This window comes from Brachybacterium sp. p3-SID957 (genome assembly GCF_025144775.1).
Classification (GTDB): domain Bacteria; phylum Actinomycetota; class Actinomycetes; order Actinomycetales; family Dermabacteraceae; genus Brachybacterium; species Brachybacterium epidermidis.
Map to the genome: position 1 here is coordinate 13,405 of NZ_JALXKT010000013.1, position 25,883 is coordinate 39,287.

General features: G+C 71.6%; 24 protein-coding genes and 1 pseudogene. 12 read left to right on the plus strand and 13 right to left on the minus strand.

Features of this window, described 5'->3' with window-relative positions; genetic code table 11:
* Positions 1-209: 209 nt before the first annotated feature.
* On the plus strand, positions 210-587 hold the full coding sequence (locus M3B01_RS04530) for a hypothetical protein (RefSeq protein WP_259789754.1): 378 nt from the start codon (positions 210-212) through the stop codon (positions 585-587).
* A 133-nt stretch (positions 588-720) separates the two neighbouring features.
* Positions 721-2,706, plus strand: a complete 1,986-nt coding sequence (acs, locus tag M3B01_RS04535) for an acetate--CoA ligase (protein WP_259789756.1) — start codon at positions 721-723, stop codon at positions 2,704-2,706.
* Here the strand turns inward: acs and M3B01_RS04540 are convergent.
* Genes M3B01_RS04540 through M3B01_RS04550 form a run of 3 tightly spaced genes read right to left on the minus strand, consistent with a single transcriptional unit; the run spans position 2,690 to position 5,642 of the window.
* Positions 2,690-3,640 carry a DUF4097 domain-containing protein gene (locus M3B01_RS04540; protein ID WP_259789758.1) on the minus strand — a complete coding sequence of 317 codons (951 nt, stop codon included), beginning with the start codon at positions 3,638-3,640 and terminating at the stop codon, positions 2,690-2,692. The genes acs and M3B01_RS04540 overlap by 17 nt on opposite strands.
* Positions 3,640-4,293, minus strand: coding sequence for a response regulator transcription factor (locus tag M3B01_RS04545; RefSeq protein ID WP_259789760.1), 654 nt, complete (start codon positions 4,291-4,293; stop codon positions 3,640-3,642). Before M3B01_RS04545 ends, M3B01_RS04540 begins: the two co-directional genes overlap by 1 nt.
* Positions 4,290-5,642: a sensor histidine kinase gene (locus M3B01_RS04550; RefSeq protein WP_259789762.1), complete on the minus strand. Its 1,353-nt coding sequence runs from the start codon at positions 5,640-5,642 to the stop codon at positions 4,290-4,292. Before M3B01_RS04550 ends, M3B01_RS04545 begins: the two co-directional genes overlap by 4 nt.
* A 113-nt stretch (positions 5,643-5,755) precedes the next feature.
* On the opposite strand from M3B01_RS04550, the gene M3B01_RS04555 reads away from it, so the two are divergent.
* From M3B01_RS04555 to rlmB, 4 genes are all read left to right on the plus strand, one after another.
* A complete protein-coding gene (locus M3B01_RS04555) occupies positions 5,756-6,964 on the plus strand; it encodes a LacI family DNA-binding transcriptional regulator (RefSeq protein ID WP_259789763.1) in 1,209 nt (402 codons plus the stop codon).
* Positions 6,965-7,053: 89 nt separating this feature from the next.
* Positions 7,054-7,536: a phage holin family protein gene (locus M3B01_RS04560; protein WP_259789765.1), complete on the plus strand. Its 483-nt coding sequence runs from the start codon at positions 7,054-7,056 to the stop codon at positions 7,534-7,536.
* Between the two features lie 64 nt (positions 7,537-7,600).
* Positions 7,601-9,055, plus strand: a complete 1,455-nt coding sequence (gene cysS, locus M3B01_RS04565; protein ID WP_259789767.1) for a cysteine--tRNA ligase — start codon at positions 7,601-7,603, stop codon at positions 9,053-9,055.
* Between the two features lie 26 nt (positions 9,056-9,081).
* Positions 9,082-10,077, plus strand: a complete 996-nt coding sequence (gene rlmB, locus M3B01_RS04570; RefSeq protein ID WP_259789768.1) for a 23S rRNA (guanosine(2251)-2'-O)-methyltransferase RlmB — start codon at positions 9,082-9,084, stop codon at positions 10,075-10,077.
* Here the strand turns inward: rlmB and M3B01_RS04575 are convergent.
* The 3 genes from M3B01_RS04575 to M3B01_RS04585 form a co-directional block, all read right to left on the minus strand.
* Complete coding sequence (locus tag M3B01_RS04575; protein WP_259789769.1) at positions 10,004-10,795, minus strand: YitT family protein; 792 nt, start codon at positions 10,793-10,795, stop codon at positions 10,004-10,006. The genes rlmB and M3B01_RS04575 overlap by 74 nt on opposite strands.
* Entirely contained in the window at positions 10,792-12,045 is a 1,254-nt protein-coding gene (locus tag M3B01_RS04580) for a DUF4032 domain-containing protein (protein WP_259789770.1), read from the minus strand. The genes M3B01_RS04575 and M3B01_RS04580 overlap by 4 nt, the downstream gene beginning before the upstream one ends.
* Before the next feature lie 91 nt (positions 12,046-12,136).
* Positions 12,137-13,222 (minus strand): ABC transporter ATP-binding protein, encoded by a 1,086-nt coding sequence (locus M3B01_RS04585; RefSeq protein WP_193866065.1) that lies wholly within the window; start codon positions 13,220-13,222, stop codon positions 12,137-12,139.
* Between the two features lie 189 nt (positions 13,223-13,411).
* Here M3B01_RS04585 and M3B01_RS04590 point away from each other — a divergent pair, with 189 nt between their 5' ends.
* Together M3B01_RS04590 and M3B01_RS04595 are read left to right on the plus strand one after the other, a co-directional pair.
* On the plus strand, positions 13,412-14,146 hold the full coding sequence (locus tag M3B01_RS04590) for a peptide deformylase (RefSeq protein WP_259789771.1): 735 nt from the start codon (positions 13,412-13,414) through the stop codon (positions 14,144-14,146).
* Positions 14,147-14,185: 39 nt separating this feature from the next.
* The gene (locus M3B01_RS04595) at positions 14,186-14,920 is read left to right on the plus strand and encodes a hypothetical protein (protein ID WP_259789773.1); all 735 of its coding nucleotides are present in this window, start codon (positions 14,186-14,188) and stop codon (positions 14,918-14,920) included.
* 95 nt (positions 14,921-15,015) lie between these two features.
* Here M3B01_RS04595 and M3B01_RS04600 read toward each other — a convergent pair whose 3' ends face one another.
* From M3B01_RS04600 to M3B01_RS04615, 4 genes and pseudogenes are all read right to left on the minus strand, one after another.
* Positions 15,016-15,759 carry an MIP/aquaporin family protein gene (locus M3B01_RS04600; protein WP_259789775.1) on the minus strand — a complete coding sequence of 248 codons (744 nt, stop codon included), beginning with the start codon at positions 15,757-15,759 and terminating at the stop codon, positions 15,016-15,018.
* Positions 15,760-16,046: 287 nt separating this feature from the next.
* A pseudogene (gene sucB, locus M3B01_RS04605) lies at positions 16,047-17,441 on the minus strand (2-oxoglutarate dehydrogenase, E2 component, dihydrolipoamide succinyltransferase); the annotation flags it as partial.
* A gap of 33 nt (positions 17,442-17,474) precedes the next feature.
* Positions 17,475-18,878: a dihydrolipoyl dehydrogenase gene (lpdA, locus tag M3B01_RS04610; protein ID WP_259789777.1), complete on the minus strand. Its 1,404-nt coding sequence runs from the start codon at positions 18,876-18,878 to the stop codon at positions 17,475-17,477.
* Positions 18,879-18,999: 121 nt separating this feature from the next.
* A complete protein-coding gene (locus tag M3B01_RS04615) occupies positions 19,000-20,457 on the minus strand; it encodes a leucyl aminopeptidase (RefSeq protein WP_259789779.1) in 1,458 nt (485 codons plus the stop codon).
* A gap of 129 nt (positions 20,458-20,586) precedes the next feature.
* On the opposite strand from M3B01_RS04615, the gene M3B01_RS04620 reads away from it, so the two are divergent.
* The 3 genes from M3B01_RS04620 to M3B01_RS04630 all read left to right on the plus strand — a co-directional run bounded on the left by M3B01_RS04620 (position 20,587) and on the right by M3B01_RS04630 (position 22,592).
* The gene (locus M3B01_RS04620) at positions 20,587-20,949 is read left to right on the plus strand and encodes a hypothetical protein (protein ID WP_259789781.1); all 363 of its coding nucleotides are present in this window, start codon (positions 20,587-20,589) and stop codon (positions 20,947-20,949) included.
* Positions 20,946-21,359: a hypothetical protein gene (locus tag M3B01_RS04625; protein WP_259789783.1), complete on the plus strand. Its 414-nt coding sequence runs from the start codon at positions 20,946-20,948 to the stop codon at positions 21,357-21,359. The genes M3B01_RS04620 and M3B01_RS04625 overlap by 4 nt, the downstream gene beginning before the upstream one ends.
* 156 nt (positions 21,360-21,515) lie before the next feature.
* Positions 21,516-22,592 (plus strand): quinone-dependent dihydroorotate dehydrogenase, encoded by a 1,077-nt coding sequence (locus M3B01_RS04630; protein WP_396123335.1) that lies wholly within the window; start codon positions 21,516-21,518, stop codon positions 22,590-22,592.
* Here M3B01_RS04630 and M3B01_RS04635 read toward each other — a convergent pair.
* From M3B01_RS04635 to M3B01_RS04645, 3 genes are read right to left on the minus strand one after another with little or no spacing between them, the layout of a single operon-like run.
* Positions 22,576-23,619: an L-idonate 5-dehydrogenase gene (locus tag M3B01_RS04635; protein ID WP_259789787.1), complete on the minus strand. Its 1,044-nt coding sequence runs from the start codon at positions 23,617-23,619 to the stop codon at positions 22,576-22,578. The two genes, M3B01_RS04630 and M3B01_RS04635, sit on opposite strands and share 17 nt — an antisense overlap.
* A gap of 12 nt (positions 23,620-23,631) precedes the next feature.
* Positions 23,632-23,955 (minus strand): hypothetical protein, encoded by a 324-nt coding sequence (locus tag M3B01_RS04640; RefSeq protein ID WP_259789789.1) that lies wholly within the window; start codon positions 23,953-23,955, stop codon positions 23,632-23,634.
* On the minus strand, positions 23,955-24,266 hold the full coding sequence (locus M3B01_RS04645) for an Nramp family divalent metal transporter (protein ID WP_259789790.1): 312 nt from the start codon (positions 24,264-24,266) through the stop codon (positions 23,955-23,957). Before M3B01_RS04645 ends, M3B01_RS04640 begins: the two co-directional genes overlap by 1 nt.
* A gap of 205 nt (positions 24,267-24,471) precedes the next feature.
* On the opposite strand from M3B01_RS04645, the gene M3B01_RS04650 reads away from it, so the two are divergent.
* Positions 24,472-25,842, plus strand: a complete 1,371-nt coding sequence (locus tag M3B01_RS04650; protein WP_259789791.1) for a replication-associated recombination protein A — start codon at positions 24,472-24,474, stop codon at positions 25,840-25,842.
* Positions 25,843-25,883: the final 41 nt, after the last annotated feature.

Sequence of the window (25,883 nt, forward strand, 5' to 3'; positions counted from 1 at the left end):
ATCGGCGGGCGAAGCACTGCGCGGAAGCTCGGCCTCCGTCGCCCTCGATGCCGGGGGAGTGCTGCGCACCGGAGGGCGGCGCGCGGGGCCGACGGGAGCGAGTTCAGGGACCATGGTCCCTCTACGGTAGCGCGTCTGCAGGACTGGAATGCCTGGTCTGCGCACTGCGGGAGACTCTGCCGCTGCGCTTCACCGACGACGCCCCCGCCATGATCGCGTTCCTGCGCACCCTCGGCATGGCGCCGGTGGTGACCACCGAGGGCGGCACCTTCGCCGAGATGGTCGCCGGCGGCGGGGCCGCGTCATGGTGCACCCAGTGGTGGCAGGCGCTGTCCGCCCCGGGCGCGGGCACGATCGGCCTGCACGCCCCCGGTGGAGAGGACGACCGCGTCTCGCGCCCCTCCGGCACCGAGTTTGGGGACATCGCCCTGGTGCGCCTGGGATTCGAGACCGCCGAGGACCTCGATGCGCTTGCCGCCCGACTGCGGGACGCCGGCCACGACGCCCGGGTGGTGGAGGACGAGGTGCGGTCCGTCCACGTCACCGACCCCGACGGGAAGCATCTGGAGATCCACCCGCGAACCTGACCGCGCCGACCCGGTGATCGCACGGCGGATCCGGCTCTGTGTCTCAGGTCTCAGTGCGATAGCGTGGGCGCGATCAGCAACGACCACCGCCGCGGGACCATCCTGCGGGATCCAGACGCAGCAGGAGAGCCAGATGCCCGACGCCCCCACCGGTGCCGACGCCACGCCCCAGGAGCAGGAGGAGCAGGCGGTCTACCCGCCGCCCTCGGAGTTCGTCGAGCACGCCGTGGCCCGCCCCTCCCTGTACGGCGAGGCCGAGCGCGACCGCCTGGCCTTCTGGCGCTCCCGCGCCTCGGTGCTGAGCTGGAAGACCCCGTTCACCCAGACCCTGGACTGGTCGAACCCGCCGTTCGCGAAGTGGTTCGCCGACGGCACCCTGAACGCCTGCTACAACTGCGTGGACCGCCACGTGGAGGCCGGCCACGGCGAGCAGGTGGCGCTGCTGGCGGAGTACGAGGACGGCAGCGACGCCCGCTACACCTACGCCCAGCTGCACGAGGAGGTCTCTCGCATGGCCAACGTGCTGGGCGATCTGGGCGTGCGCACCGGCGACCGGGTGGCGATCTACCTGCCCATGGTCCCCGAGGCCGTCATCGCCATGCTGGCGTGCGCCCGCATCGGCGCACCCCACTCGGTGGTGTTCGGCGGCTTCTCCTCCGATGCACTGCGCTCGCGCATCGAGGATGCCGAGGCGACCGCGGTGATCACTGCCGACGGTCAGTTCCGCCGCGGCAAGGCCCTGCCCCTGAAGAGCGCCGTGGACGAGGCCCTCGCCAAGGGCGGGGATTCCGTCCAGAAGGTGCTGGTGGTGCGCCGCACCGGCGGCGAGGTGGAGTGGACTGAGGGGCGCGACGTGTGGTGGTACGAGGCGCGCGAGAGCGCCTCCACCGAGCACGAGCCCGTGTGGGTGGAGGCCGAGCACCCGCTTTTCATCCTCTACACCTCCGGCACCACCGGGAAGCCCAAGGGGATCGTGCACACCACCGGCGGCTACCTCACCCAGGCCGCCTACACCCACCGCGCGGTGTTCGACCTCAAGCCCGGCAGCGACGTCTACTGGTGCACGGCGGACGTGGGCTGGGTGACCGGCCACACCTACGTGGTGTACGGGCCGCTGGCCAACCGGGCCACCCAGGTGATCTACGAGGGCACCCCGGACACCCCCCACCAGGGCCGCTGGTGGGAGGTGGTGGAGAAGTACAAGGTCACCCTGTTCTACTCCTCGCCCACCGCGATCCGCACCGCCATGAAGTGGGGCGAGGAGATCCCGGGCCGCTTCGACCTGTCCAGCCTACGCCTGCTGGGCAGCGTGGGCGAGTCCATCAACCCCGAGGCGTGGCGCTGGTACCACCGGGTGATCGGCGGGGGGCGTTGCCCTATCGTGGACACCTGGTGGCAGACCGAGACCGGCGCCATCATGATCTCCCCGCTGCCGGGGGTCACCTCCGCCAAGCCCGGCGCCGCCCAGGTGCCGCTGCCGGGCATCCGGGCCGACGTCCTCAACGACGCCGGGGACCCGGTGGCCGACGGCGATGCCGGCTACCTGGTGCTCACCGAGCCGTGGCCGGCGATGCTGCGCGGCATCTGGGGTGACGACCAGCGCTTCAAGGACACCTACTGGTCACGGTTCCCGGGCCGCTACTTCGCCGGTGACGGTGCCAAGAAGGACGAGGACGGCGACATCTGGCTGCTGGGCCGGGTGGACGACGTCATGAACGTCTCCGGGCACCGCCTGTCCACCACCGAGATCGAATCGGCCCTGGTGGCCCACGACTGGGTGGCCGAGGCCGCGGTGGTCGGCGCCAGCGACGAGACCACCGGGCAGGCCGTGGTGGCCTTCGTGATCCTGCGCGAGGAGGCACTGGAGGAGGTCGAGGCCGCCGGCGGTGCGGAGAAGGCCGCCGAGGCCCTGCGCCTGCACGTGGGCCGGGAGATCGGGCCGATCGCCAAGCCCAAGAAGGTGCTGCTGGTGACCGAGCTTCCCAAGACCCGCTCCGGCAAGATCATGCGCCGACTGCTGCGCGACGTCGCCGAGAACCGTCAGGTGGGGGACACCCAGACCCTGGCGGACTCCTCGGTGATGGACCTCATCCAGCAGGGGTTCACCGGGAGACGCTGATATCACCGAGGCTGGTGGTGATCGACACGGTGCCGATCACCTCACCCTCGCCCGTCAAGAACGCCGGGTCCACGTCCACCGTTCCCACGTCGGAGCCGGCCCGGACCACGCGCCGTGCGGTGCCGGGGGCGGTCATGGACACCTCTCCCACATCGTTGGTGACGGTCACGTCCCCCTCCGCGTCCAGGGGCAGGGCGATGTCCACGTCCCCGAGACTGGAGGTCACCGTGATCCCCCCGGGCACGGACGCGACGGGAGCGAGCTCCACCGAGCCCACATCGGCCTGCACGGTGATCCCCCCGGGGGCGTCGACGCTGCTCAGGCGCACGTCACCGACGTCGGAGGTCGCGGAGATCGAGGCGAACTCGCCGGCGGCGTCGATCCCGCCCACGTCGGCGCGAAGGTCCACCGCCATGCGGTGCCCCTCGGGCACCAGCACGAGCAGGTCGCGGTGCTCGTCGAGCAGGCCGCCGAAGCGGTTCATGCCGGGCTGGCTGACGGTGACTCGCGGGCCCTCGGCCGAGCCCTCGACCGCGACGCGAGCACGAGCGGTCTCCTCGGGGCCGGGCAGGTCGGTGCTGCCGGGATCGACCAGGGCCAGGGTCACCTGATCCACGTCAGGCGAGGCGGCCAGGCGGACGTCGGCCACGCGGGTGCTGAGAGTGAGCGACCGCGGTCTCCCCAGCTCATGGGTGGCTGCCACCTCGCCGAACCCGCGGTTGATGGCCCAGGAGGTCACGGACACCCCGGCCAGGGCCAGCAGTGCCAGGACCAGGAGGGCGGCGGCCACCGCCGTGGAGACGGCGCGCCAGGCGCGACCACCGCCGGGGGAGGGCGTGAGGCGCCGGGCCGGCTCGGTCCGCACCCGCGGGGACGGTGCACGGTCGAGCGTGGGGTCGGCGGCCGGTTTGAGGGGTGCGGTGGGGACGGTCATCACTGGTCCTCCGTCTCGAGATAGCGCAGCACCGCCATGACACGGCGGTTCTCGCCGTCCACGGGGGGCAGGTCGAGCTTGGTGAGCAGGGACGAGATGTGCTTCTCGACGCTGCCGGCGGAGACGAACAGCGCATCGGCGATCGCCTGGTTGGAGCGTCCCTGCGCCATCAGCGCCAGCACCTCGCGCTCGCGGGGGCTGAGGGTCTCGAGTGTGCGGCGCCGACGGGAGCGCACGAAGATCTGCTGGACCACCTCCGGGTCCAGCCAGGTGCCGCCGGAGCCGACCGTCTCCACCACCCCCAGGAAGTCCTCGACGTCGGCCACGCGGTCCTTGAGCACGTAGCCCAGTCCGCGGGGGGAGTCGGCGATCAGCTCGGAGGCGTAGCGCTCCTCGACGTACTGGGAGAGCACCAGCAGCGCCGCCTCGGGGTCCTGCTGGCGGATCAGGGTGGCCGCACGCACGCCCTCGTCGGTGAAGGTGGGGGGCATGCGCACGTCGATCACCGCCAGGTCCGGCCGGTGCGCGCTGACGGCGCTCAGCAGCGCGGTGCCGTCCCCCACCGCGGCGACCACCTCATGGCCTGCATCCGTCAGCAGCCGTTCGAGGCCGGCGCGCAGCAGCACGGCGTCGTCGGCGATCACGATCCTCATCGGAGGGCCTCCTGGGTGGGGGTGGGGGCGTCCGTCGACGGCGCCCGGGCGGGTTCATGGTCGGACTGCTCGCCGGTGCCGAGCCCGGGGCGGGCGTCCAGGGGGATCACGGCCCGCAGGACGGTACCGGTGCCGGTGGGGGGAGCGGTCAGTTCCAGACGGCCACCGGTGGCTCGCACCCGGTCGGTGAGCCCCGCCAGGCCGGTGGAGACGCCGTCACGGTGCACCCGGGCTCCGCCGCGGCCGTCGTCCTCGATGCGCACCAGCAGGGTTCCTGCCTGTTCGGTGAGGGAGACCGCGGCCCGCGTGGCGTCGGCGTGCTTGGTGATGTTGGTCAGCGCCTCGGCCACCACGAAGTACGCGACGGCCTCGCGCTCGCGGTCCAGGCGGGTCTGCAGCTCGATAGTCAGGTCCACCGGGACGGAGGAGCGGGCCGCGAGGGCGGACAGCGCCGCGTCCAGTCCGCGGTCCTCGAGCACCGCGGGGTGGATGCCGCGGGCGAGCTGGCGCAGGTCCGCCATGATCCCCTTGGCCTCCGCATGGGCGTGGGAGACCAGGTCGGTGGCGCGCTGCGGATCGGTGGCGATCGCGCTCCTGGCCATGCCCAGGGTCATCGCCATCGCCACCAGGCGCGGCTGGACGCCGTCGTGCAGGTCCCGCTCGATCCGTGCGCGCTCCTGAGCGGCGGCGTCGACCGCGCCCTGGCGGCGGTGGGTCAGCTCGACCACCTGCTCGCGCAGGTCCTCCTCGGAGCCGGAGATCATCACCCGGGCCAGGCCCCTGTCCGCCAGGGCGCCCACCACGGCGGCGAGAGCACCGAGCACCAGGGCGGTCAGGGAGATCAGCACCAGCGCCCAGGCGGGCACGGTGATGGTGCCCAGGGTGAGGGTGCCGTGGACGAGGGCGAGCTCTGCGGCCACCCACCACACCCACAGCAGGGTCAGCAGGCACAGCAGGAAGAACGACGCCGAGAGCATCGCCAGGTGGTGGTGCAGCACCCCTCGCCAGAAAGGACCGGAGGAGAGGTCCAGCCAGAGGTCGTGCAGCCAGCCGCCCAGCCCGGTGCGGGTGCTGCGGCGCCGGGCGGGGACGATCACGTCGATGCCGTGCACCCCGGCCGCACGATGTTGCTCGTACCGGTTCGCCAGCTGCATCAGCACCGCCCATGGGATCAGCAGCAGCAGGCCGCTGCCGGCGGCGAACAGCGACCCCACGCCGGTCAGGAACAGACTGATGCTGATCCAACCCCAGGTGAGGCCCAGCAGGCCCTCGACGACGACCACGGCCAGGGACGGCAGTCGCAGCCGTGGTCGGTGCACCGGGGCGGTGTCGGCGGTGGTGAGGTCCATGGCACTGACACTAGGCCGCCCGGGGCGCGGTTCCCACGGGGAGGTCCCGTCGAAGCAGTGGGGGAAATCCCCCAGGGGCGGCGGCCCCGTGCGGAGTGCGATTGAATGTGCCCATGAGCAACGATGCGAGCAGCCCCTCCCACGACATCATCGATCCCGCCGCCGACGGCGCCTCCCCCGACGGCGGAGGCCCCGCGGGGATCGACGGCTCCACCGGCCAGGTCGTGGAGCAGGAGGACAAGGTCGCCGAGTCCATCGCCCAGGACGAGGGCCCCACACGGGGCACCCTGCGCGATGTCGCCGACTCCCTGGGCATCTCCAGCGCGGTCGCGCTGCGCGCCCTGCGCGGCACCGACGACATCCGCCCGCTGATGGCCACCCGGGTGCGGGAGGCCGCCGAGCGCCTGAACTTCCCGCTGGAGGAGCTGGCCGACGAGGACTCCCACCACGGCGTGGTGGCCGTGCTGGTCAACACCATGCGCAACACCTGGATCTCGGACCTGGTGCGTGCCATCCGCATCGAGCTGACCGCCACCGGGCGCTCCGCCGTGGTGGTGCCCACCCGCCGCCGCGTGCCCGAGTATCCCGTCGCCGCCGACACCGAGGCCATCGAGTCCCTGGTGCGGCTCGGCGTGGACGGCTTCCTGATGATCTCGGACCTGGCCGACATGGACAGCGTGCTGGAGGCCACCGGGGACCGGCCCTTCGTCGGCATCGGCTGCTCGCGCGACTTCGTGGGGCGCTTCGACACCGTGCGCATCGACGACGAGGTGGGCCAGGGCCTGCTGGTCGACCACCTCGTGGGGCTGGGCCACACCGAGATCGCCCATGTCGGCGGGGTCGGTGCCGAGGTGGCCCGTGAGCGCGCCGATGGCTTCCGCAAGGCCATGGAGCGCCACGGCCTCAGCGAGACGGCGCGCGTCGAGCCCGGCGACTTCACCGAGCAGGTGGGCCACACCGCCGGTTCGATGCTGCTGCGCGGCAGCCGGGTCCCCACTGCCATCACCTGTGCCAACGACCTGACCGCGATCGGGGTGCTCTCCGCCGCCCGGGAGGCAGGGTACGAGGTGCCTGAGCAGCTGGCCGTGGCCGGCTACGGCAACACCTCCCTGGCCGCCTCCGGCATCGCCCAGCTCACCAGTGTGGACCCCAACTCCGATCGGCTCGGTGCGCTGGCCGCTCAGTTCCTGGTGGACCGGGTCTCCGGCCACGTGGGACCCGCCCGTGACGTGGCCGTGGCGCCCTCCATCGTGGTGCGCCGCTCCAGCTCCGCCGGACCCCGCCCCGCCCAGGAGCGCCGCAAGCGCATCTCCGTGGACTGAGGTGTGCCCGCCCACCCTGCGGTGGGTGCACACCCCGGCACGTCCTGCACGACCTGAACTGCCCCTCCCTCCTGCGATAGGCTCCGCTCATGATCAACACCACGAACGACCCGAGCACGCCGCCCACCCAGCGGTCCATCGGCGAGCTCGTCCAGTCCATCCGGGACGAGCTCCTCGGCGTCGTCCACCACGAGATCGACATCGCCAAGAAGGAGTTCACGGCGATCGCGATCAAGGCCGGGATCATCGCGGCCTGCGCCGCGGTGCTGCTGTTCCTGCTGCTCTCGGCCTGGGTGATGCTGCTGTTCTTCGCCGCCACCGGTCTCGAGGCCCTCGGCATGCCCTACTGGGGTGCGTTCCTGCTGATCGCCGGCGTGTTCATCGTGCTGAGCCTGATCGCCGGCCTGGTCGCCTTCCTGGTGTTCAAGCGCATCAAGGCGCCCACCACCACGATCGAGACCGCCCAGAGCGCGGTGGGCGCCGTGCAGGGCAAGCGCCGCAGCAACGCCGTCTCCTACGACGACACCTTCGAGGAGCTCTACGGCAAGAAGGTCAGCGCCCGCACCGAGTGAGCTGCGTGCTGCCCGGCACGCCGGGGAGCACGCACGCCTCCATCAGGGCAGTACCCTGGTGCGCGTGAACCTCCAGCTGCACGACACCGCCACCCGCACCACCGCACCCTTCACCCCGGTGCGCGAGGGGGCGGTGTCGCTGTACGTGTGCGGCCCCACCACGCAGGGCGCGCCGCACCTGGGGCACCTGCGCACCTTCCTGGCCTTCGACGTGCTGGTGCGCTGGCTCGAGCGCAGCGGGCTCGCCGTCACCCACGTCCGCAACGTCACCGACATCGACGACAAGATCCTGACGAAGTCGGCCGAGGCCGGCGCCGAGTGGTGGGCCTGGTCGCTGCGCTTCGAGCGCGAGTTCCAGGACGTGCTGGACCGCCTGGGCAACCGCCGCCCCACCTACGAGCCCCGCGCCACCGGCCACGTGCCCGAGATGATCGAACTGATGGAGCTGCTGATCGAGCGCGGCCACGCCTACGCCGACGGCAACGGCTCGGTGTACTTCGACGTGGGCTCCCATCCCACCTACGGCTCGCTGACCCGGCAGTCCCTCGAGGACATGCAGGACGCCGGTGAGCAGATGGAGCCGGGCAAGCGGGATCGCCGCGACTTCGCCCTGTGGAAGGCCGCCAAGCCGACCGAGCCCGCCACTGCCTCCTGGGACACCCCGTTCGGGCGCGGCAGGCCGGGCTGGCACCTGGAGTGCTCCGCCATGAGCCGCAAGTACCTGGGGGAGACCTTCGACATCCACGCCGGTGGCCTGGACCTGCGCTTCCCGCACCATGAGAACGAGCAGGCCCAGTCCCATGCCGCCGGGTACGGCTTCGCCCGCACCTGGATGCACGCCGGGGTGCTCACCGTGGACGGCCTGAAGATGGGCAAGAGCCTGGACAACTTCGTCACCGCCGCGGATGCCCTGGGCGCCCACCTAACCCCGGCCGTGCGCCTGGCCCTGGTCTCCGGCCACTACCGGGCCACTGTGGAGTACAACGCCACCGCCATGCGCGAGGCCGAGGTGGTCTGGGAGCGCTTCACCGCCACCGCTCGCCGTGCCGCGGAGCGCCTCGGTGCCGAGCACCCCCTGACCCGGGCGGGTGCCGCCGAGGCGGGCCTGGCCGAGGTGGACTTGCCCGAGGCTTTCACCGCTGCCATGGACGACGACCTCACGGTGCCCGAGGCGCTTGCCGTGATCCACCGGGAGCTCTCCGCCCTGAACACCGCCCTGTCCACCCCCGGCGGCGATGCCGAGCAGGTGGCGCAGGGCCTGGGACGGCTGCGGGCCATGCTGGACGTGCTGGGCCTGGACCCGCTGGGGGAGACCTGGACCGATGCCGGCACCGCCGGGAACAGCGATCACGAGGCGCTGGACGCCCTGGTGCGCACCCAGCTCGCGGCCCGAGCCACCGCCCGCGCCGCCAAGGACTGGGCACGAGCCGACGAGATCCGCGACGCCCTGACGGCGGCGGGGATCCGCGTCGAGGACGGCCCTGACGGCGCCCGCTGGTCGCTCGAGAAGCAGAACTGATCGCCCCGCGCGATCGAGGAGGAACGATGGCAGGCAACAGCTCACGCCGCGGCGCCGTGCGCCGCACCAAGAAGGGTGCGACCGTCGGCTCCGGCGGGGTGCGACGGCGCGCACTCGAGGGCAAGGGCCCCACCCCCAAGGCCACCGACCGGCCCGGCCACAAGGCCTTCGCCGGCAAGGCCGGATCGGAGGGCGGCGGGGCGAAGGGAGCGGGCACCCGCGGGACCGGTGCCGGCCGCGCGAAGGGGCGTCGCGACGGCTCCCGGCCCGGCAGCGACCAGGTGGCCGGCCGCAACTCCGTGCTGGAGGCCCTGCAGGAGGACGTCCCCGCCACCCAGCTCACTGTGATGCAGCGCCTGGACATGGACGAGAGGGTGCGGGAGATCCTGCGCCTGGCCGGGGCGCGCAGCCTGCCCATCGCCGAGGCTTCGCGCACGGATCTGGACCGACTCACCGACCACGCCGTGCACCAGGGCGTGGCCCTGACCATCCCCGCCTACGAGTACGCGGATGTGGACGAGCTGCTGGACATCGCCCGCGATGCCTTTGAGCCTCCGCTGCTGGTGGCGCTGGACGGCATCACCGACCCCCGCAACCTGGGCGCCATCCTGCGCTCGGCCGGCGCTTTCGGTGCCCACGGCGTGATCCTGCCGGAGCGCCGCAGCGCCGGCATGACCGCGAGCGTGTACAAGGTGGCCGCCGGTGCCGCCTCGCGCGTGCGCGTGGCCCAGGTGACCAACCTCAACCGGGCACTGGCCTCCCTCAAGCAGCAGGGCGTGTTCGTGCTGGGCCTGGACGCCGGCGGTGACGTCACCACGCGCGACCTCGAGCTGGGCACGGAGCCGGCCGTGCTGGTGGTGGGTGCCGAGGGCAAGGGCCTGTCCCGCCTCGCGAGGGAGACCAGCGATCAGGTGGTGTCGATCCCCATGGGGGAGGCCACCGAGTCGCTCAACGCGTCCGTCGCCACCGCCATCGCCCTGTACGAGATCGCGGGGGTGCGGCAGGCGAAGGGCCGGGCCTGAGCACGGGCCTGCCGCCCACCGTGCGCACCGGGATCGTCACCCACGGCAGCGCCAGCTGGATCACGGGGCCCAGCCCCAGGGCGTAGACGGCCGTGCCCACCCCGATGGGCCCGCCCAGCAGCCAGCCGGTACCCAGCACCGCCACCTCCAGGGCGATCCTGATCGGGCCCACCGGCCGGTCCAGGACCCGGCTGAGCCCGGTCATCAGCCCGTCCCGGGCACCGGGTCCCAGCTGCGCGCCGATGTACATGGCGGCCGTGATGCCGTTGACCGCCACGCCCGCCAGCAGCATCACCACAGCAACGGGCAGGTTCGGGGCCTGCGGGAACACGGCCATGCCGAAGTCGATGCTCACGCCCACCCAGATCGCGTTGGCGATGGTGCCGATGCCCACCTGCTGCCGCAGCGGGATGAACGCCAGCAGCACCACGAAGCTCACCGCGATGCTGAGGGTGCCCACGCTGGCCCCGATGCGGTCGGCCAGCGCCGCGTGCAGCACGTCCCAGGGGGCGCCGCCGAGGCCCGAGCGCAGCAGCAGCGCCAGCGACAGCCCGAAGCCGGTCAGTCCCGCCCCCATGTGCACCAGCCGCCACGGAAGGCGGTCCACGTGCAGCTGGTCGCGCAGCGAGAGGTTCTCCAGCGGCGCGGCGCCACGAGCCGTCGTCGCCCTGCGCCGCCTCCGGGCGCCCCGACCCCCCGCAGGGGACCGCGTGCTCACTGCCCCTCGGGCTGGGTGAAGATCGGCAGGGCGGAGGTCTCGGTGGTCACCAGCGACTTCTCATCGGGCCGGTTCGTCAGCACGTTGTAGATGTAGTCCCAGGTGGCGTGGTCGAAGCTGACATCGCTGCCGGAGCGCTCGGAGAGGAACCACTTGTGCTCGAGCACCTCGTGGAAGAACTCCGGCAGCTCCAGCTTGGAGCGCAGGTGGCGGGGGATCGCCCGCACCACGGGCTCGTACACCCGCTGCAGCCACTCGTGGGCCACGAACTCCTCTTCCTCCTCCTGCTGCTCGGTGGCGGCCCGGTAGGAGTCCAGGTCGTTCAGCAGGCGGCGGGCCTGGTTCTCCTGTGCGTCGATCCCCGTCAGGCGCATCAGGCGGCGGGCGTGGTGCCCGGCGTCCACCACCTTGGGGCGGATCGACAGGCTGGTGCCGTCCAGGTCCGTGGTGATCTCCAGCTCGCCCACGTCGAAGCCCAGGGAGTTCAGCTTCTCGATGCGGGCGGCCACCCTCCAGCGCTCGTCGGCCGAGAAGCGCTCCCGGGAGGTGAGGGCATCCCACAGGTCGTTGTAGCGGCGCACCAGGTCATCGCCCACCTCGACCACGTCGGCCTCCGGGTCGAACTGCTCCCCGGCCTGGAGGTCCAGCAGTTCGCCGATGATGTTGGTGCGGGCCAGGTCCAGGTCGTAGGCGCGCTGGCCGTCGGTGAGCTGCTCGTGCAGACTGCCCGTCTCCACGTCCACGATGTACGCGGCGAACGCGCCCGCATCGCGCCGGAACAGGGTGTTGGACAGCGACACGTCCCCCCAGTAGAAGCCCTCCAGGTGCAGTCGCACCAGCAGCACCGCCAGTGCATCCAGCAGGCGGTGCGCGGTGCCGGCCTGGGAGACCTGGCTGAACACGGCGCGGTAGGGCAGCGAGAACTGCAGGTGCCGGGTGACCAGCACGGCGTCCAGCGGCTCGCCCTCGGGTGTGCAGCGCCCCGAGATCACCGCGAAGGGCGCCACGGCCGGGATGCCGAGCCTCCCCAGCACCCGCAGCATCTCGTACTCGCGGCGGGCCAGGGCGTGGTCGATCTCCTTGAGCGCCAGCACGCGGCCGGAGATCCGCACGAAGCGCACCACGTGGCGGGAGATGCCGCGGGGCAGGGCGGCCAGGATGTCCTCCGGCCACTCCTCCAGCGGGCGGTCCCAGGGCAGGTCCAGCAGGGCCGGATCCGCACGGGACGCAGTGATCTCCAGGGGCGTCATGCCCCCATTCTGCCCTCTTCCGCGGCGCGGTCCCGCATATGACGACGGGCGCCCGGCCGAAGCCGGACGCCCGTCGAGCGATCAGGTGAGGTCAGTCACCCAGGCGCTGGCCGTTGGCCACGTCGAACAGGTGCAGGTGGCCCTGCTTCGGGCGCAGGTGCACCGTCTCGCCCTTCTGCGGAGGACGGCGACCGTCCACACGCGCGATGAACGGCTTGGCGGTGTCGGCGCTACCGGCGAGACGGCCGTAGATGTAGGCGTCCGCGCCGAGCTCCTCGACCACGTCGACCTCGACCGGCAGGCCCTCGCCCTCACCGGCGAGCTCCAGGTCCTCGGGGCGCACGCCCACGGTGACGGAGTTCTGGTCGGTGCCGGACAGGGTGGCGCGGTCCACGGGCAGCACGGTGCCACCGAACTGGACGCCCTGGTCGGTGAGGGTCTGCTCGATCAGGTTCATCGCCGGGGAACCGATGAAGCCGGCCACGAACACGTTGTTCGGGTGGTCGTACATGCGGCGGGGCGAATCGATCTGCTGGAGCACACCGGCGTTGAGCACCGCCACGCGGTCGCCCATCGTCATGGCCTCGGTCTGGTCGTGCGTGACGTACACGGTGGTGACACCGAGGCGGCGCTGCAGCGAGGCGATCTGGGTACGGGTGGACACGCGCAGCTTGGCGTCGAGGTTCGACAGCGGCTCGTCCATGAGGAACACCTGCGGGGAGCGCACGATCGCACGGCCCATGGCCACACGCTGGCGCTGACCGCCGGAGAGGGCCTTGGGCTTGCGGTCCAGGTACTCGGTGAGGTCCAGGATCGCCGCGGCGTCCTCCACGCGCTTGCGGATCTCCGCCTTGTTGACGCCGGCGATCTTCAGGGCGAAGCCCATGTTGTCGGCCACGGTCATGTGCGGGTACAGCGCGTAGTTCTGGAACACCATCGCGATGTCGCGGTCCTTCGGCGGGACGTCGGTGACGTCACGATCGCCGATCAGGATGCGGCCCGCGTCGATCTCCTCGAGGCCGGCGAGCATGCGCAGAGAGGTGGACTTGCCGCAGCCCGAGGGGCCGACGAACACGAGGAACTCACCGTCGCCGATCTCGATGTTGAGGCTGTCCACCGCCGGGCGCTCCTGGCCCGGGTAGATGCGCGAGGCATTGTCGAATGTCACTGTTGCCATGGTGTTTCCCTTCACCGGCAGGTACGTGCCGGACGTTCCGTTGTGAAGTGCTGCTCACCGGTCTGCGCTCTCGCGAGGAGGTGCGCCGTTGCACCGGTCGGCACAGTCTACAGCAGGTGGGGGACTCGTCCCGTGCCGAAGGGCTGGTGGGACTGCCGTGTCGGGGATCGAGCCGGGGATACTGGCCCGGTGGACATCGCACAGCTCACCCGGAAGATCCTTGACCGCCGTGCCGCCCCGCAGGGGCCCGTGCCGATCGTGCAGGCCGGTCACCCCGCCCTGCGCAGACGACCCCTGGCAGCCCGCGGCCGCCTCGATGCCGCGCTGCTGCGCGAACTGGTCGAGGCCATGACCGTCACCATGCGCGAGGCCCCCGGTGTGGGGCTCGCGGCACCCCAGATCGGCTTGCCGCTGCGCCTGTACGTGATCGAGGACCGCTTCGCCCCCGAGGAGCAGTCGGCCCAGCAGCAGGGGGTGCCCGAGCAGGGGGCCGACCTGCAGGATCCGCTGGAGCGCACCCCGGTGCCCCTGCGCGCGTTCCTGGACCCCGAGGTGGAGCTGCTCGGCGAGCAGGCCGTCTACGCCTGGGAGGGGTGCCTGTCGGTCGACGGCTGGCAGTCGATCGTGGCGCGGTCGCGCCGGGTGCGTCTGCGCGCCGTCGAGCTGCTGGCCGACGACGAGCTGCGCGAGATCGACGAGGAGTTCGTGGGATGGCCCGCCCGCATCGTGCAGCACGAGACCGACCACCTGGCCGGGATCCTCTGCCACGACCGCGGCGTCCCGCGCTCCTTCGTGCAGGCCGGGTACACCGCCCTGTACGAGGACATGCCCGAGGCGGTGCGCCGGCTGGGCCTCGAGGGGGAGATCACCCGATTGGGGACCGGCCAGGTGCTCGTGGAGCGCACGCCAGGGGAAAAGCGATAGCTTGACCCCTGTCCACGACCCCCTCGTAAGGAGCCCCCGGTGAGCCCCAGCACCCCTGACCCGGAGCAGCAGGACAGCCACGCCGACGGCGAGTTCGTCGAGCAGATCGACGAGCGCTGGATGTCGCTGATCGACACCGCCCTGAAGGTGCAGACCCCCCTGGCCCGCAGCTACGTGTCCCGCCTGCGCGCCAAGCACCCCGGCGCCACGCGGGAGGAGCTGCTCGAGCACGTCTCCGATTGCTTTACGAACCTGCTCACCGTGACCGGTGCAGGCGTGGGCGGCGTCGCCGCCCTGCCCGGCATCGGCACCGCCGTCGCCGTGGGCGTGAGCGTCGGTGAAGGCGTCTCCTTCGCCGAGGCCTGCGCCTTCCTGACCCTCTTGGCCGCCGAGATCTACGGCGTCGACATGCGCGACAAGCAGACCAGGCAGCTGGTGATGACCGCGGTCCTGGACGGTGAGCACGGGACGGAGATCGTCGCCAAGGCCCTGGGCAAGCAGGGCCTGCAGTGGAACGCCGTCCTGGGCGGCAGCGGCCGCGTGCCTGCCCTGGTGAACAAGCAGATCACCCGGTACGTGCGCCGCCGGGTGTTGGCCCGCAGCGGTGGTCTCTGGCTGGGACGCCTGCTGCCCTTCGGGGTGGGTGCCGTCATCGGCGGCGTCGGCTCCCGCACCGTGGCACGCTCCGTGGTCGAGGCGGTCGAGGAGATCTTCCACCACGCTCCCACCATTGAGGGCGAGCTGGCCGGGGATCGCCGCTCTCTGGAGAGCTGACACGGGGAGCCCCCGCGGCTGGACGCAGCGGAGCCCCCCCCCCCCCCGGGGGCGGGGGGGCGGGGCCCGCCCGGGAAGGACGGCCCCCGCACAGGTCAGGCGAGGATCTTCGCGGCGAGGCCCGCGAGGATGCCGCCGATGATCGGGCCGACGATCGGGACCCACGAGTAGCCCCAGTCGGAGCTGCCCTTGCCCGGGATCGGCAGGATCGCGTGCGCCAGGCGGGGGCCCAGGTCACGCGCTGGGTTGATGGCGTAGCCCGTGGGCCCACCGAGAGAGGCGCCGATGACGAGCACCAGCAGGGCCACGGCCAGCGGGCCCAGGCCCGAGGGGGTGGCACCGAACATGATGATCACGAGCACCAGCACGAAGGTAGCGATGATCTCGGTGACCAGGTTCCAGCCGTAGGAGCGGATCTCCGGACCGGTGGAGAACACGCCCAGGATCTTGCCCTGGTCCTCCTCCACGTCGAAGTGCTGCTTGTAGGACAGCCACACCAGTACGGCGCCGATGAAGGCACCGATGAGCTGCGCGACCAGGTAGGCCAGCACGTTGGGGATGGTGCCGGGGATGGCCGCCAGCCCGGCGTCGGGGTTGCCGGCGAACATGTCCGAGCCGTTGGCCAGCAGGCCCAGGGTGACGGCCGGGTTCAGGTGCGCGCCGGTCTTGTAGGCCACGTAGACACCGGCGAACACGCCGAGGCCCCAGCCGAAGTTGATCATCAGCCAGCCGCCGCCGAAGCCTTTGGTCTTGGCCAGGATGTTGTTGGCGACCACGCCGCCACCGAGAAGCAGCAGCATGGCGGTGCCGGCGATCTCGTACAGGAAGATCGTTCCCATAGGTTCTCCTCATTGAGCCCCCGGGGCCGCGTCGGTGTGGCCCGGGGTACCCCGCAGAGTATGCGCTCGTACGGGGGTCTGTCATGGTGCGCCGGTCGGGTGACCTGCGCATGTCCTCCCGCCGGGGATGGCGGGATGTGGCCCCTCGAAGGGGCCGGTCCTGGGGGAGAGGTGGGGGGGCCCGGGGCGCCGGCCCCGGGGGGGGGGGGCCCCCGCCCCGCGGGCGCCCCCCCCGGGGGGCCCGCCCCCCTGCCGACCTCAGAGCCGCCTCAGGGCGACCCCACTGCTCACAGACCGAGCTCGGCCTCGAACGCGCCGTCCTCGAGGCGCTTCTTCATGTGGGTGAGGAAGCGCGCGGCATCGCCGCCGTCCACCAGTCGGTGGTCGTAGGAGAGGAACAGGTACATCATCGAGCGGATGGCGATGGAGTCATCGCCCTCGGCGTTCTGCACCACGGCCGGACGCTTGACGATGGTGCCGCAGCCCAGGATGCCCACCTGCGGGTTGGGCACGATCGGGGTGTCGAACAGGGCACCACCGGAACCGGTGTTGGTGATGGTGAACGTCGCACCGGAGAGATCGTCCGGCCCCAGCTTGTTGTTCTTCGCCTTGCCGCCGAGCTCGCCGATCTGACGGGCCAGACCCGCCAGGTTGAGATCGCCGGCGTTCTTGATCACCGGCACCACCAGGCCGCGCTCGGTGTCCGCTGCCATGCCGATGTTCTCGGAGGCGTTGTACTTGATCATGTCGCCGTCGATCTCGGCGTTGATCTTCGGGTAGGTCTTCAGCGCCTCCACCGCGGCCATCATGATGAACGGCAGGAAGGTGAGCTTGGCGCCCTCGCGCTGGGCGAAGGCGTCCTTGGCCGCACTGCGCAGCTTCGCCACGCGGGTCATGTCCACCTCGACGGCGGTGGTGAGCTGGGCCTGCGTCTGCAGGGACTCCACCATGCGCTTCGCGGTGATCTTGCGGATCCGGCTCATCTTCTCCTCGGTGCCGCGCAGCGGGGAGACCTCGACCTTCGGGGCCTGCTTCGGGGCCTGAGCAGCAGGGGCTGCCTGCTGCGTGGCCGCCGGAGCGGATGCGGCCTGCTCGGCGGCGTCGATCGCCTCCTGCACGTCCTGCTTGCGGATGCGACCGCCCAGGCCCGTGCCCTTGACCGAGGACAGGTCGATACCGGCCTCGGAGGCCATCTTGCGCACCAGCGGGGTCACGTAGCCGGAGCCCTCGGCACCGCTGACGGAGTCCGCGGCCTTCGGCGCGGAGGCGGGAGCCGACGGATCCTGCTTCTCCTCGCCCTTGGGCGCCTCGGTCTTGTCCTCGGCAGGCTCGGACTTCTTCTCCTCCGCCTTCGGCTCGGGCTTCTCCTCGGACTTCTTCTCCTCGGAGGGCTCGGGCTTCTCCTCGGCCCTGGGGGCGTCGTCGGCCGGCTCCTCGGAGGAGGCGGCGCTCGCGTCACCCACGACCGCGAGCACGGCACCGACCTCGGCGTCGGAGTCCTCCTCGACCCGGATCTCCAGCAGGGTGCCGGCCACGGGGGAGGGGATCTCGGTGTCGACCTTGTCGGTGGAGACCTCCAGCAGGGGCTCGTCCACCTCGACGGTGTCGCCCACGGACTTCAGCCACCGGGTGACGGTGCCCTCGGTGACGGACTCGCCCAGTGCGGGCATCTTCACGGTTTCGGACATGATGTTCTCCTTCTGGTGGCGTCAGGCTCAGGCGTGGGCGTGCAGGGGCTTGCCGGCGAGGGCCAGGGCGGCCTCGCCCATGGCCTCGTGCTGCGTGGGGTGGCCGTGGACCAGGGAGGCGACGTCCTCGGGGTAGGCCTCCCAGTTGACGATCAGCTGCGCCTCGCCCATCAGCTCGGACATGCGCGAGCCGACCATGTGGACACCCACGATGGGGCCGTCCTTCTCACGGACCAGCTTGATGAAGCCGGTGGTGCCGAGGATCTGGGACTTGCCGTTGCCGCCGAGGTTGTACTCGTAGGTCTGCACGGCGTCGTCGCCCAGCTGCTCCTTCGCCTGCTTCTCGGTCAGTCCCACGGAGCCGAGCTGCGGCTCGCAGTACGTGATGCGGGGGATCCCGGACTCCACGATCGGGGCGGGGTTCTGCCCGGCGATGAGCTCGGCCACGAAGATGCCCTGCTGGAACCCGCGGTGAGCCAGCTGCAGGCCGGGCACGATGTCGCCCACGGCGTAGATGCCGGGCACGCTGGTCTCCAGCGTCCCCTTGTCCGCCAGCACGAAGCCGCGATCCATCTCGATGCCCTGCTCCTCGTAGCCGAGGTCCTTGGTGACGGGGCCACGGCCCACCGCCACCAGCAGGTAGTCGCCCTCGAAGACGGTGCCGTCGGCCAGGGTGACCTTGACGCCGGAGTCGCTGGGCTCCACCTTCTCGGTGAACACCCCGAGGGAGAACTTGATGCCGCGCTTCTTGAAGGAGCGCTCAAGGGCCTTGGAGAGGGACTCGTCCTCGTTGGCCACCAGGTGGGGCAAGCCCTCCACGATGGTCACCGACTCGGCGCCGAGGGACTTCCACACCGAGGCGAACTCCACGCCGATGACGCCGCCGCCCAGGATGATCGGGTTCTTCGGCACCTCGGGCAGCTGCAGCGCGGCCTCCGAGTCCAGGATCCGACCGCCCAGCTCGATGCCCGGCAGGGTCTTGGAGAAGGAACCGGTGGCAAGGACGATGTTCTTGCCGGTCAGCACCCGTTCGCCGTCGCCGGTCTCCACGGTGACCTGGTTCTTGCCGGTGAGGCGGCCGAAGCCCTCGACGTACTCGACGTCACGGGACTTCACCAGGCCCTGCAGGCCCTTGTAGAGACGCCCGATGACCTTGTCCTTGAAGCCGAGCACCTTCTCGACATCGACCGCGTTGAGGGAGATGTCCAGGCCGAGGTCCTTGCCCTCCGAGGGGGCGTCGGCGACCTCGCCGACGTGGAGCATGGCCTTGGTGGGGACGCAGCCGCGGTGCAGGCAGGTGCCGCCGAGCTTGTCCTTCTCCACCATGGCGATGGTCAGACCGAGCTGGGCGCCGCGCAGCGCAGCCGCGTAGCCCCCGCTGCCACCCCCCAGGATCACGACGTCGAACTGGTCAGTGGTCGTTGCAGCCACCTGTGTGCTCCCTCGCTGAGTGATGATCGCGGCCTGTGCGCCCGGCCCAACCGGACGGCGCCGCCTTCGAGACCCATGCTAGGGCACGAGGCGGCGCCGTACGGTGTGCTCGGACGTTCGGTCAGCTGGCGCGGTCCTCGATCACCTGCAGGACTGTGCGCACGCTCATACCGGTGGCGCCCTTGCCCATGTAGCCCAGCGGTGCGGTGGAGAACGCGGGGCCGGCGATGTCGAGATGAGCCCATTCGGCCTCTCCCACGAACTCCTTGAGGAACACTCCGGCGGACAGCGCGCCGCCCCAGCGCTCACCGATGTTGCGCAGATCCGCGACCCGACCCGTGAGGTCCGCACGCAGCTCGGCCGGGAACGGCAGCGGCCAGAACGGCTCGCCTGCCTGAGCCGATGCCTCCATCACCGCCTCGCGCGCGGCCTCGGTGCCCATCACCGCGGCGGTGCGCTTGCCCAGCGCCACCATCGCCGCGCCCGTGAGGGTGGCCACGTCCATCACCAGGTCCGGCTCGGTGGCGACGGCGTCGACGAGGGCGTCGGCCATCACCATGCGACCCTCGGCGTCGGTGTTGAGCACCTCGACGGTCATGCCGTTGCGCATGGTGACGACGTCACCGGGACGCTGTGCGCCGCCGCCCGGCATGTTCTCGGCCAGTGCGAGGAAGGTGGTGATCCTCACGCCCAGGCCCAGGCGAGCCGCGCCCACGGTGGCGGCCAGCACGGTGGCGGCGCCGGTCATGTCGGAGGTCATCTCGTCCATGCCCGCAGCCGGCTTGATGGAGATGCCGCCGGTGTCGAACGTGATGCCCTTGCCCACCAGGGCGACCGACTGAGCGGCGCCCTCGGGCGCGTACTCCAGGCGCACCAGGCGCGGCGGGCGGCTGGAGCCCTGGCCCACGCCGATGATGCCGCCGTAACCGCCCTCGGCCAGCTCCTTCTCGTCCAGCACGGTCACGGTGATCGGCAGATCCTCCACGAGCTCCTGGGCCCGACGGGCGAACTCGGCCGGGTAGAGCAGGTTCGGGGGAGTGTTGACCAGGTCCCGTGCGATGCCCACGGCTCCGGCGAGCACGTCCGCCCGCTCCGCGGCCGTGGTGGCTGCGGATTCGTCCTCGGCGAGCACCACCAGCGACTGCACAGCGGGCTTCGCCTTGGAGGACTCCGACTTGTGGGCGTTGAAGGCGTAGGCGCCGAGCGCAGCCCCTTCGATGGCCGCGGCGAGCTGCTCGGCGCTGCCCCCGGGCAGTGCGAGGGCGGCGGTGCCGACGCCCGTCAGCACGCGGGAGGCGGCGCCGTACGCGAGGCGCAGATCCTCCGCCGAGACCTCGTCCAGCGAGGAGGCGCCCACGCCGACCAGCAGCAGGGACCCGGCAGCGGCGAGTGAGAAGGAGGGGATGCGGTGCACGTCGCCGCGGGCGCTGCTCGGCTCCAGAGCGGCGATCGCCTCGGTGACCTCGGGTGCACCGGGAACTGTGGCGGGGGAATCGTCCTTCCCGCTCAGCAGCGGGAGGATGAGGACGTCGGCCTCGACGTCGTGCACGGAAGCTGTGGACACACTGATCATTGGCATGGATCTATCGTAGGCGTCGGCCCCGACACCCCGTTCGGTCGCTGGCCGCCCGTGGGGCGGGCGAGCGGATGGCCGCAGCATCGACACCCGGATCCACCCGATCCCGGGCCGAGGAGGACGACGCCACCCATGCAGGTGCTGATGATCGTGCTGTACGTGGTGTGCGGACTGACTGCGGCCCTTGCGGCCTACTACACGTTGCGCGACCTCGCCGCGGACCTGGTGCTGCTGGGCGCGGTCGCCCTGGTGCTGGTGGTGTGGGTGGTGCTCGGGCTGGGGCTGGTGATGCGCGACCTCGGCGGCGGGGAGGTGACCGACCCGGTCACGTTGTACGGATACCTGCTCACAGGGGTGGTGCTGCCCATCGGGGGCGCCTGGCTGGGCATCTGGGAGCGCACCCGCTGGGGGAGCCTCGCCATCGGCGTGGTCGCCGTGACCCTGACCGTGCTGGCGATGCGACTCGAGCAGATCTGGCCGGGAGGGTTCGCATGAGCCCTCACGGACCGACGGGCGCGCGCGCATCCCGCTCGCGAGGCTTCACCACGGTGCTGGTGATCGTCTACGGCATCTTCGCGATCTCCGCGACCGCCCGCAGCCTGGTGCAGATCCTGCGCGACTTCGATGCCGCACCGCTGGCCTACTCGCTCTCGCTGCTGGCGGCGATCACCTACATCGCGGTGACGGTCGCGCTGGTGAGGGGCCGGGACGGATCCCGGGCAGCCCTGTGGCTGGTGGTGCTGGAGCTGGTCGGCGTGGTCTGCGTGGGAACGGTGAGCGTGCTGGCACCCTCTCTGTTCCCCGACGACACGGTGTGGTCCGTCTACGGCATCGGTTACGGGTTCATCCCGCTGCTCCTGCCCGTGGTCGCGCTGACCTACCTGATGCGGAAGCGCTCGCGCTGATCCCCCGACGACAGCGCCGCCTCACCACCGTTCGGTCGCCGCATCCCCGTGCACGCGATGCCGTCGGGAATCGTTCGCAGGACGAAAGGGGCGCGCGGTGCCCCGCCGAGCACGTACCGTGACCCCGTGATCTCCCCGACTCCTGCCTCCCGCGGTCTGTACCCGCTCGTGTTCCGCCACGTGCTGCGCCGCATCGACCCCGAGCGCGCGCACCATCTCACCGTGGACGCCCTCCAGCTGGTCTCCGCCCTGCCCGGAAGCGGCCTGCTGCTGAGGGCGCTGTTCCGCGTGCCCGACCCGGTGCGCGCCGCGGCCGAGGGGCCCGAGGTGCTGGGTCTGCGTCACCCCCACGCCTTCGGTCTCGCCGCCGGGTTCGACAAGGACGGCGAGGTGCCGCTGGCTCTGCTGGACCTGGGCTTCGGCCACGTGGAAGTGGGGACGGTGACCGCGCGTCCGCAGCCGGGCAACCCCGCACCGAGGTGCTTCCGCCTGGTGGAGGACCGCGCACTGATCAACCGCATGGGGTTCAACAATCGCGGTGCTGCCCAGCTGGCCGAGCGGCTCTCGCGCGTGCGGCGCAGCGAGCGCGGGCAGCGCGCCGTGATCGGCGTGAACATCGGCAAGTCCAAGTCCACCCCGCTCGAGGACGCGGCTGAGGACTACCGCTTCTCCGCCCGCACCCTGGCCCCCTACGCCAGCTACCTCGCCGTGAACGTGTCCAGCCCCAACACTCCCGGCCTGCGCGACCTGCAGTCCGTGGAGTCGCTGCGGCCCGTGCTGAGGGCGGTCCTCGAGGAGGCGGCCCGCTCCGAACGGCGGCTGCGTCGTGCCGTGCCGGTGCTGGTGAAGATCGCTCCCGACCTCCATGACGATGACGTGCGGGAGGTGGCGCGTCTGGTGGCCGAACTGGGCCTGGCCGGCGTCATCGCCACCAACACCACCATCGAGCGTCCCCAGAGCCTGCGCGAGGACCGCGCCCGGATCGAGCGCATCGGTGCCGGTGGGCTCTCCGGCCCCGTCCTGGCGGGCCGTTCCGAGGAGGTGCTGCGCCTGCTGCGCGAGGAGCTGCCGACAGGCTCCGTGGTGATCAGCTGCGGTGGGGTCACCACCGCGGCCGATGTCACCGCACGCCTGGCCGCAGGCGCCGACCTGGTGCAGGGCTACACGGCACTGATCTACGAGGGGCCCTCATGGCCGGGTCGCATCGCGAGGGCGCTCACCGCAGGTCGATGAGCACCTTCGAGGATCCGGTGGAGCGATCCGCTGCGATCTCGAAGCCCTCGACGGCCCTGTCCAGCGGGACCGTGTGGGTGATCAGCGGGGACACGTCCAGACCTCCCGCCATGGCCTCCAGGGCGCCGCTGATCTCGTCGACGAAGCGGTAGGAGCCGCGGTACTCGATCTCCCGGGTGACGATCCCGCCCAGGCTGGCCTGCACCTCGCCGGCCGGGAGGTTCCCCACCTGCACCAGCACGCCACCGCGGCGCACGGCTGCGACCACCCCGCCCAGGGCGCGGGGTGCGCCGGAGGCCTCGATCGCCACGTCCACGTCGGCGGGCAGTGCGTCACCGGCGCCGACGTCGACCGTCCCGTCGGCGCCCATGGCACGGGCGATCTCCAGCGCGGCCGGGGAGAGGTCGGCCGCGACGACGCGATCGGCACCGGCCAGCCTGGCCGCTGCCACAGCGAGGGCCCCGATCGGGCCGGCCCCGTTGACCAGCACGCTGCGACCGGAGACGTCACCGGCGCGGGCGACGGCGTGCAGGGCGACCGCGAAGGGCTCGGCCAGGGCCGCGTGCTCCAGGGTGACGCCCGCGGGCACCGCCCGCAGCTGGTCCGGGCGCACGGCGCGCAGGGTGGAGAAGCCGCCCTGCTCGTGCGGATCGAACGCGGCCGAGCCGAAGTAGCGGACCTGCGGCCACAGGTTGGTGCGATCCGCGATCTCGGCCGGCATCCGGTACCGGCCGACGAGGGTGGCCGGGTGCACGGTCACCGCGGAGCCGGTCCCCAGCCCGGCCGCTTCCACCGCGGCGAGGGCGTCCTCGCCGACCGCCTCGATGGTGCCGGAGACCTCATGGCCGAGGATCAGTGGATCCTTCAGCACCGCGGTGCCGCTGATGCCGCTGCGCCAGTAGGCGATGTCGGAGCCGCAGATGCCACCGAAGGACATCCGCAGCAGCACCTCGTCGGGCGTCGGGACGGGATCGGGCACCTCCTGCACACGGAGGTCACCGGGGGCATGGACGACGACGGCGAGCATGGTGCTCCCTTCTCAACCGAGCAGGTCGGCAATCGTGCTGTAGAGGCCGATCACGCCGGCCAGGATCACCAGCGGCAGCGGGGAGCGCACGATGGTGCCGAACAGACCCCACAGGATGGGCAGCACGATCATGATCCAGCGCATCCAGCGGTCGCGGACCTTCTGGTCCTCCCAGTCGAAGGCCCCGAACACCGCCAGCGTATTGCCCACCTGCCGCCCCAGGCTGGGCACGTTGGCGATGATGGTCTTGAACAGCGCCGTGCCCGCACCGATCAAGAACACCACCGCACCCCACCGGCCGACCGCGGAGTCGAAGATCGAGGCGATCGTGGTCATCAGCCGGAGACCGCGACGCGGCCGGTGGAGATGGTCCAACGGCCCAGCTCGATCTGCACCCACACCTTCACGAAGGTCGAGACCAGCACCAGCCACAGCAGCAGGAAGCCCACCTGGGCGCCCAGGGTGGTGGCGGTCAGCAGCTCGCCGGAGCCCACCACGGCCGCAGAGGTGATCATGCCTGGGCCCAGGAACTTCAGCGCGCCGCGGAAGGTGCGGGGCGGATCCTGGATGTCCGCCGGATCGAGCTCGTAGGGGTCGCGGATACGCGCGGTGTCCAGCACCGGGTCGCTGGGGGTGGAGTGCGTCATCGCGTCCGTCCTCGGTGAGTGCTCGGCCATGGACCGCCGTCGGTCGAAGCCGTTCGACCGCCGTCGGTCGATCCAGGAACAGTAGCGACGGCCGCGGGGACCGGCCGGTAGGTTCCCCTCCGTTGCCAATCGGGATGCGCGCCACAGGAGGGCGGCTCCCGCTCGTGCCGGTCCGCCTGTCACAGGGGCGGACTACGCTGGGGGGATGGAGGAGGACCTGTTCTCGCTGGCGGGCGATGCACCCGCCCCGCGCACCCTCTCCGACCGCAATCGGGACCATCGTGCGCCGCTCGCGGTGCGGATGCGCCCGCGCTCGCTCGACGAGGTCGTCGGCCAGCACGCCGCTCTCGAGCCCGGCAGCCCGCTGCGCCGACTGGTGGCCGCCGACGACTCCCGCACGGCCCCCTCCTCGGTGATCCTATGGGGGCCGCCCGGCACCGGCAAGACCACGCTCGCGTACGTGGTGGCCAGCTCGGGCGATCGCGAGTTCGTGGAGCTCTCGGCCGTGCTCGCCGGGGTGAAGGAGGTGCGCGAGGTGGTGGACCGCGCCCGCTCCCGCCTGCGCACCACCGGCAAGGAGACGGTGCTGTTCGTCGACGAGGTGCATCGCTTCTCCAAGTCCCAGCAGGACGCCCTGCTGCCCAGCGTCGAGAACCGGTGGGTGACCCTGGTGGCCGCCACCACCGAGAACCCCTACTTCTCCGTGATCTCACCCCTGCTGTCCCGCTCGATCGTGCTCACCCTGGAGCCGCTGGCACGGGAGGACCTCGACGAGCTGGTGGACCGCGCCCTGACCTCACCGCGGGGGCTGGACGGCGCGGTGACCCTCGCCGACGACGCCCGGGAGGCCCTGCTGCGCCTGGGTGGCGGGGACGCCCGCAAGATCCTCACCTCCCTCGAGGCCGCGGCCGCGGCGGCCCTGATGAAGGACTCCCGTGAGGTCGACGCCGCCACGCTGGCCCAAGCGGTCAACCGCGCGGCCCTGCGCTACGACCGGGCAGGGGATCAGCACTACGACGTGACCAGTGCGTTCATCAAGTCCATGCGCGGCAGCGACGTCGACGCCTCCCTGCACTACCTGGCCCGCATGATCGAGGCGGGGGAGGACCCCCGCTTCATCGCGCGCCGCGTGGTGATCGCGGCGAGCGAGGAGGTGGGGATGGCCGACCCCACCGCGCTGCAGGTGGCGGTGGCCGCGATGCAGGCGGTGCAGATGCTGGGCATGCCCGAGGGGCGCATTCCCCTGGCGCAGGCCGTCGTGCACATCGCCACCGCCCCGAAGTCCAACACCTCCTACAAGGCGATCGACGCGGCCATCGCCGATGTGCGCGCGGGCAAGGCGGGCCCCGTGCCCCCGGCGCTGCGGGACGCCCACTACTCCGGTGCGAAGGACCTGGGCCACGGTGAGGAGTACGTGTACGCACACGACGCGCCCCACGGGGTCGCCCCCCAGCAGTACCCGCCGGACGAGCTGATCGGCGTGGACTACTACCGGCCCGGCACCCACGGCGCGGAGGCCGAGGTGGCCCGCCGGGTGGACGCGCTGCGCCGGATCGTCCGCGGGGGGCGAGCGTGAGCGACTGCACAGGGAAACCGGGGACGACCTGCGCCGCCGAG

Excerpts from the sequence above, each read along its gene's own strand:
- M3B01_RS04530 (WP_259789754.1), top strand. The coding sequence starts at position 210 with ATGATCGCGTTCCTGCGCACCCTCGGCATGGCGCCGGTGGTGACCACC.
- acs (WP_259789756.1), top strand. The coding sequence starts at position 721 with ATGCCCGACGCCCCCACCGGTGCCGACGCCACGCCCCAGGAGCAGGAG.
- M3B01_RS04540 (WP_259789758.1), bottom strand. The coding sequence starts at position 3,640 with ATGACCGTCCCCACCGCACCCCTCAAACCGGCCGCCGACCCCACGCTC.
- M3B01_RS04545 (WP_259789760.1), bottom strand. The coding sequence starts at position 4,293 with ATGAGGATCGTGATCGCCGACGACGCCGTGCTGCTGCGCGCCGGCCTC.
- M3B01_RS04550 (WP_259789762.1), bottom strand. The coding sequence starts at position 5,642 with ATGGACCTCACCACCGCCGACACCGCCCCGGTGCACCGACCACGGCTG.
- M3B01_RS04555 (WP_259789763.1), top strand. The coding sequence starts at position 5,756 with ATGAGCAACGATGCGAGCAGCCCCTCCCACGACATCATCGATCCCGCC.
- M3B01_RS04560 (WP_259789765.1), top strand. The coding sequence starts at position 7,054 with ATGATCAACACCACGAACGACCCGAGCACGCCGCCCACCCAGCGGTCC.
- rlmB (WP_259789768.1), top strand. The coding sequence starts at position 9,082 with ATGGCAGGCAACAGCTCACGCCGCGGCGCCGTGCGCCGCACCAAGAAG.
- M3B01_RS04580 (WP_259789770.1), bottom strand. The coding sequence starts at position 12,045 with ATGACGCCCCTGGAGATCACTGCGTCCCGTGCGGATCCGGCCCTGCTG.
- M3B01_RS04585 (WP_193866065.1), bottom strand. The coding sequence starts at position 13,222 with ATGGCAACAGTGACATTCGACAATGCCTCGCGCATCTACCCGGGCCAG.
- M3B01_RS04600 (WP_259789775.1), bottom strand. The coding sequence starts at position 15,759 with ATGGGAACGATCTTCCTGTACGAGATCGCCGGCACCGCCATGCTGCTG.
- M3B01_RS04615 (WP_259789779.1), bottom strand. The coding sequence starts at position 20,457 with ATGCCAATGATCAGTGTGTCCACAGCTTCCGTGCACGACGTCGAGGCC.
- M3B01_RS04620 (WP_259789781.1), top strand. The coding sequence starts at position 20,587 with ATGCAGGTGCTGATGATCGTGCTGTACGTGGTGTGCGGACTGACTGCG.
- M3B01_RS04625 (WP_259789783.1), top strand. The coding sequence starts at position 20,946 with ATGAGCCCTCACGGACCGACGGGCGCGCGCGCATCCCGCTCGCGAGGC.
- M3B01_RS04635 (WP_259789787.1), bottom strand. The coding sequence starts at position 23,619 with ATGCTCGCCGTCGTCGTCCATGCCCCCGGTGACCTCCGTGTGCAGGAG.
- M3B01_RS04640 (WP_259789789.1), bottom strand. The coding sequence starts at position 23,955 with ATGACCACGATCGCCTCGATCTTCGACTCCGCGGTCGGCCGGTGGGGT.
- M3B01_RS04645 (WP_259789790.1), bottom strand. The coding sequence starts at position 24,266 with ATGACGCACTCCACCCCCAGCGACCCGGTGCTGGACACCGCGCGTATC.
- M3B01_RS04650 (WP_259789791.1), top strand. The coding sequence starts at position 24,472 with ATGGAGGAGGACCTGTTCTCGCTGGCGGGCGATGCACCCGCCCCGCGC.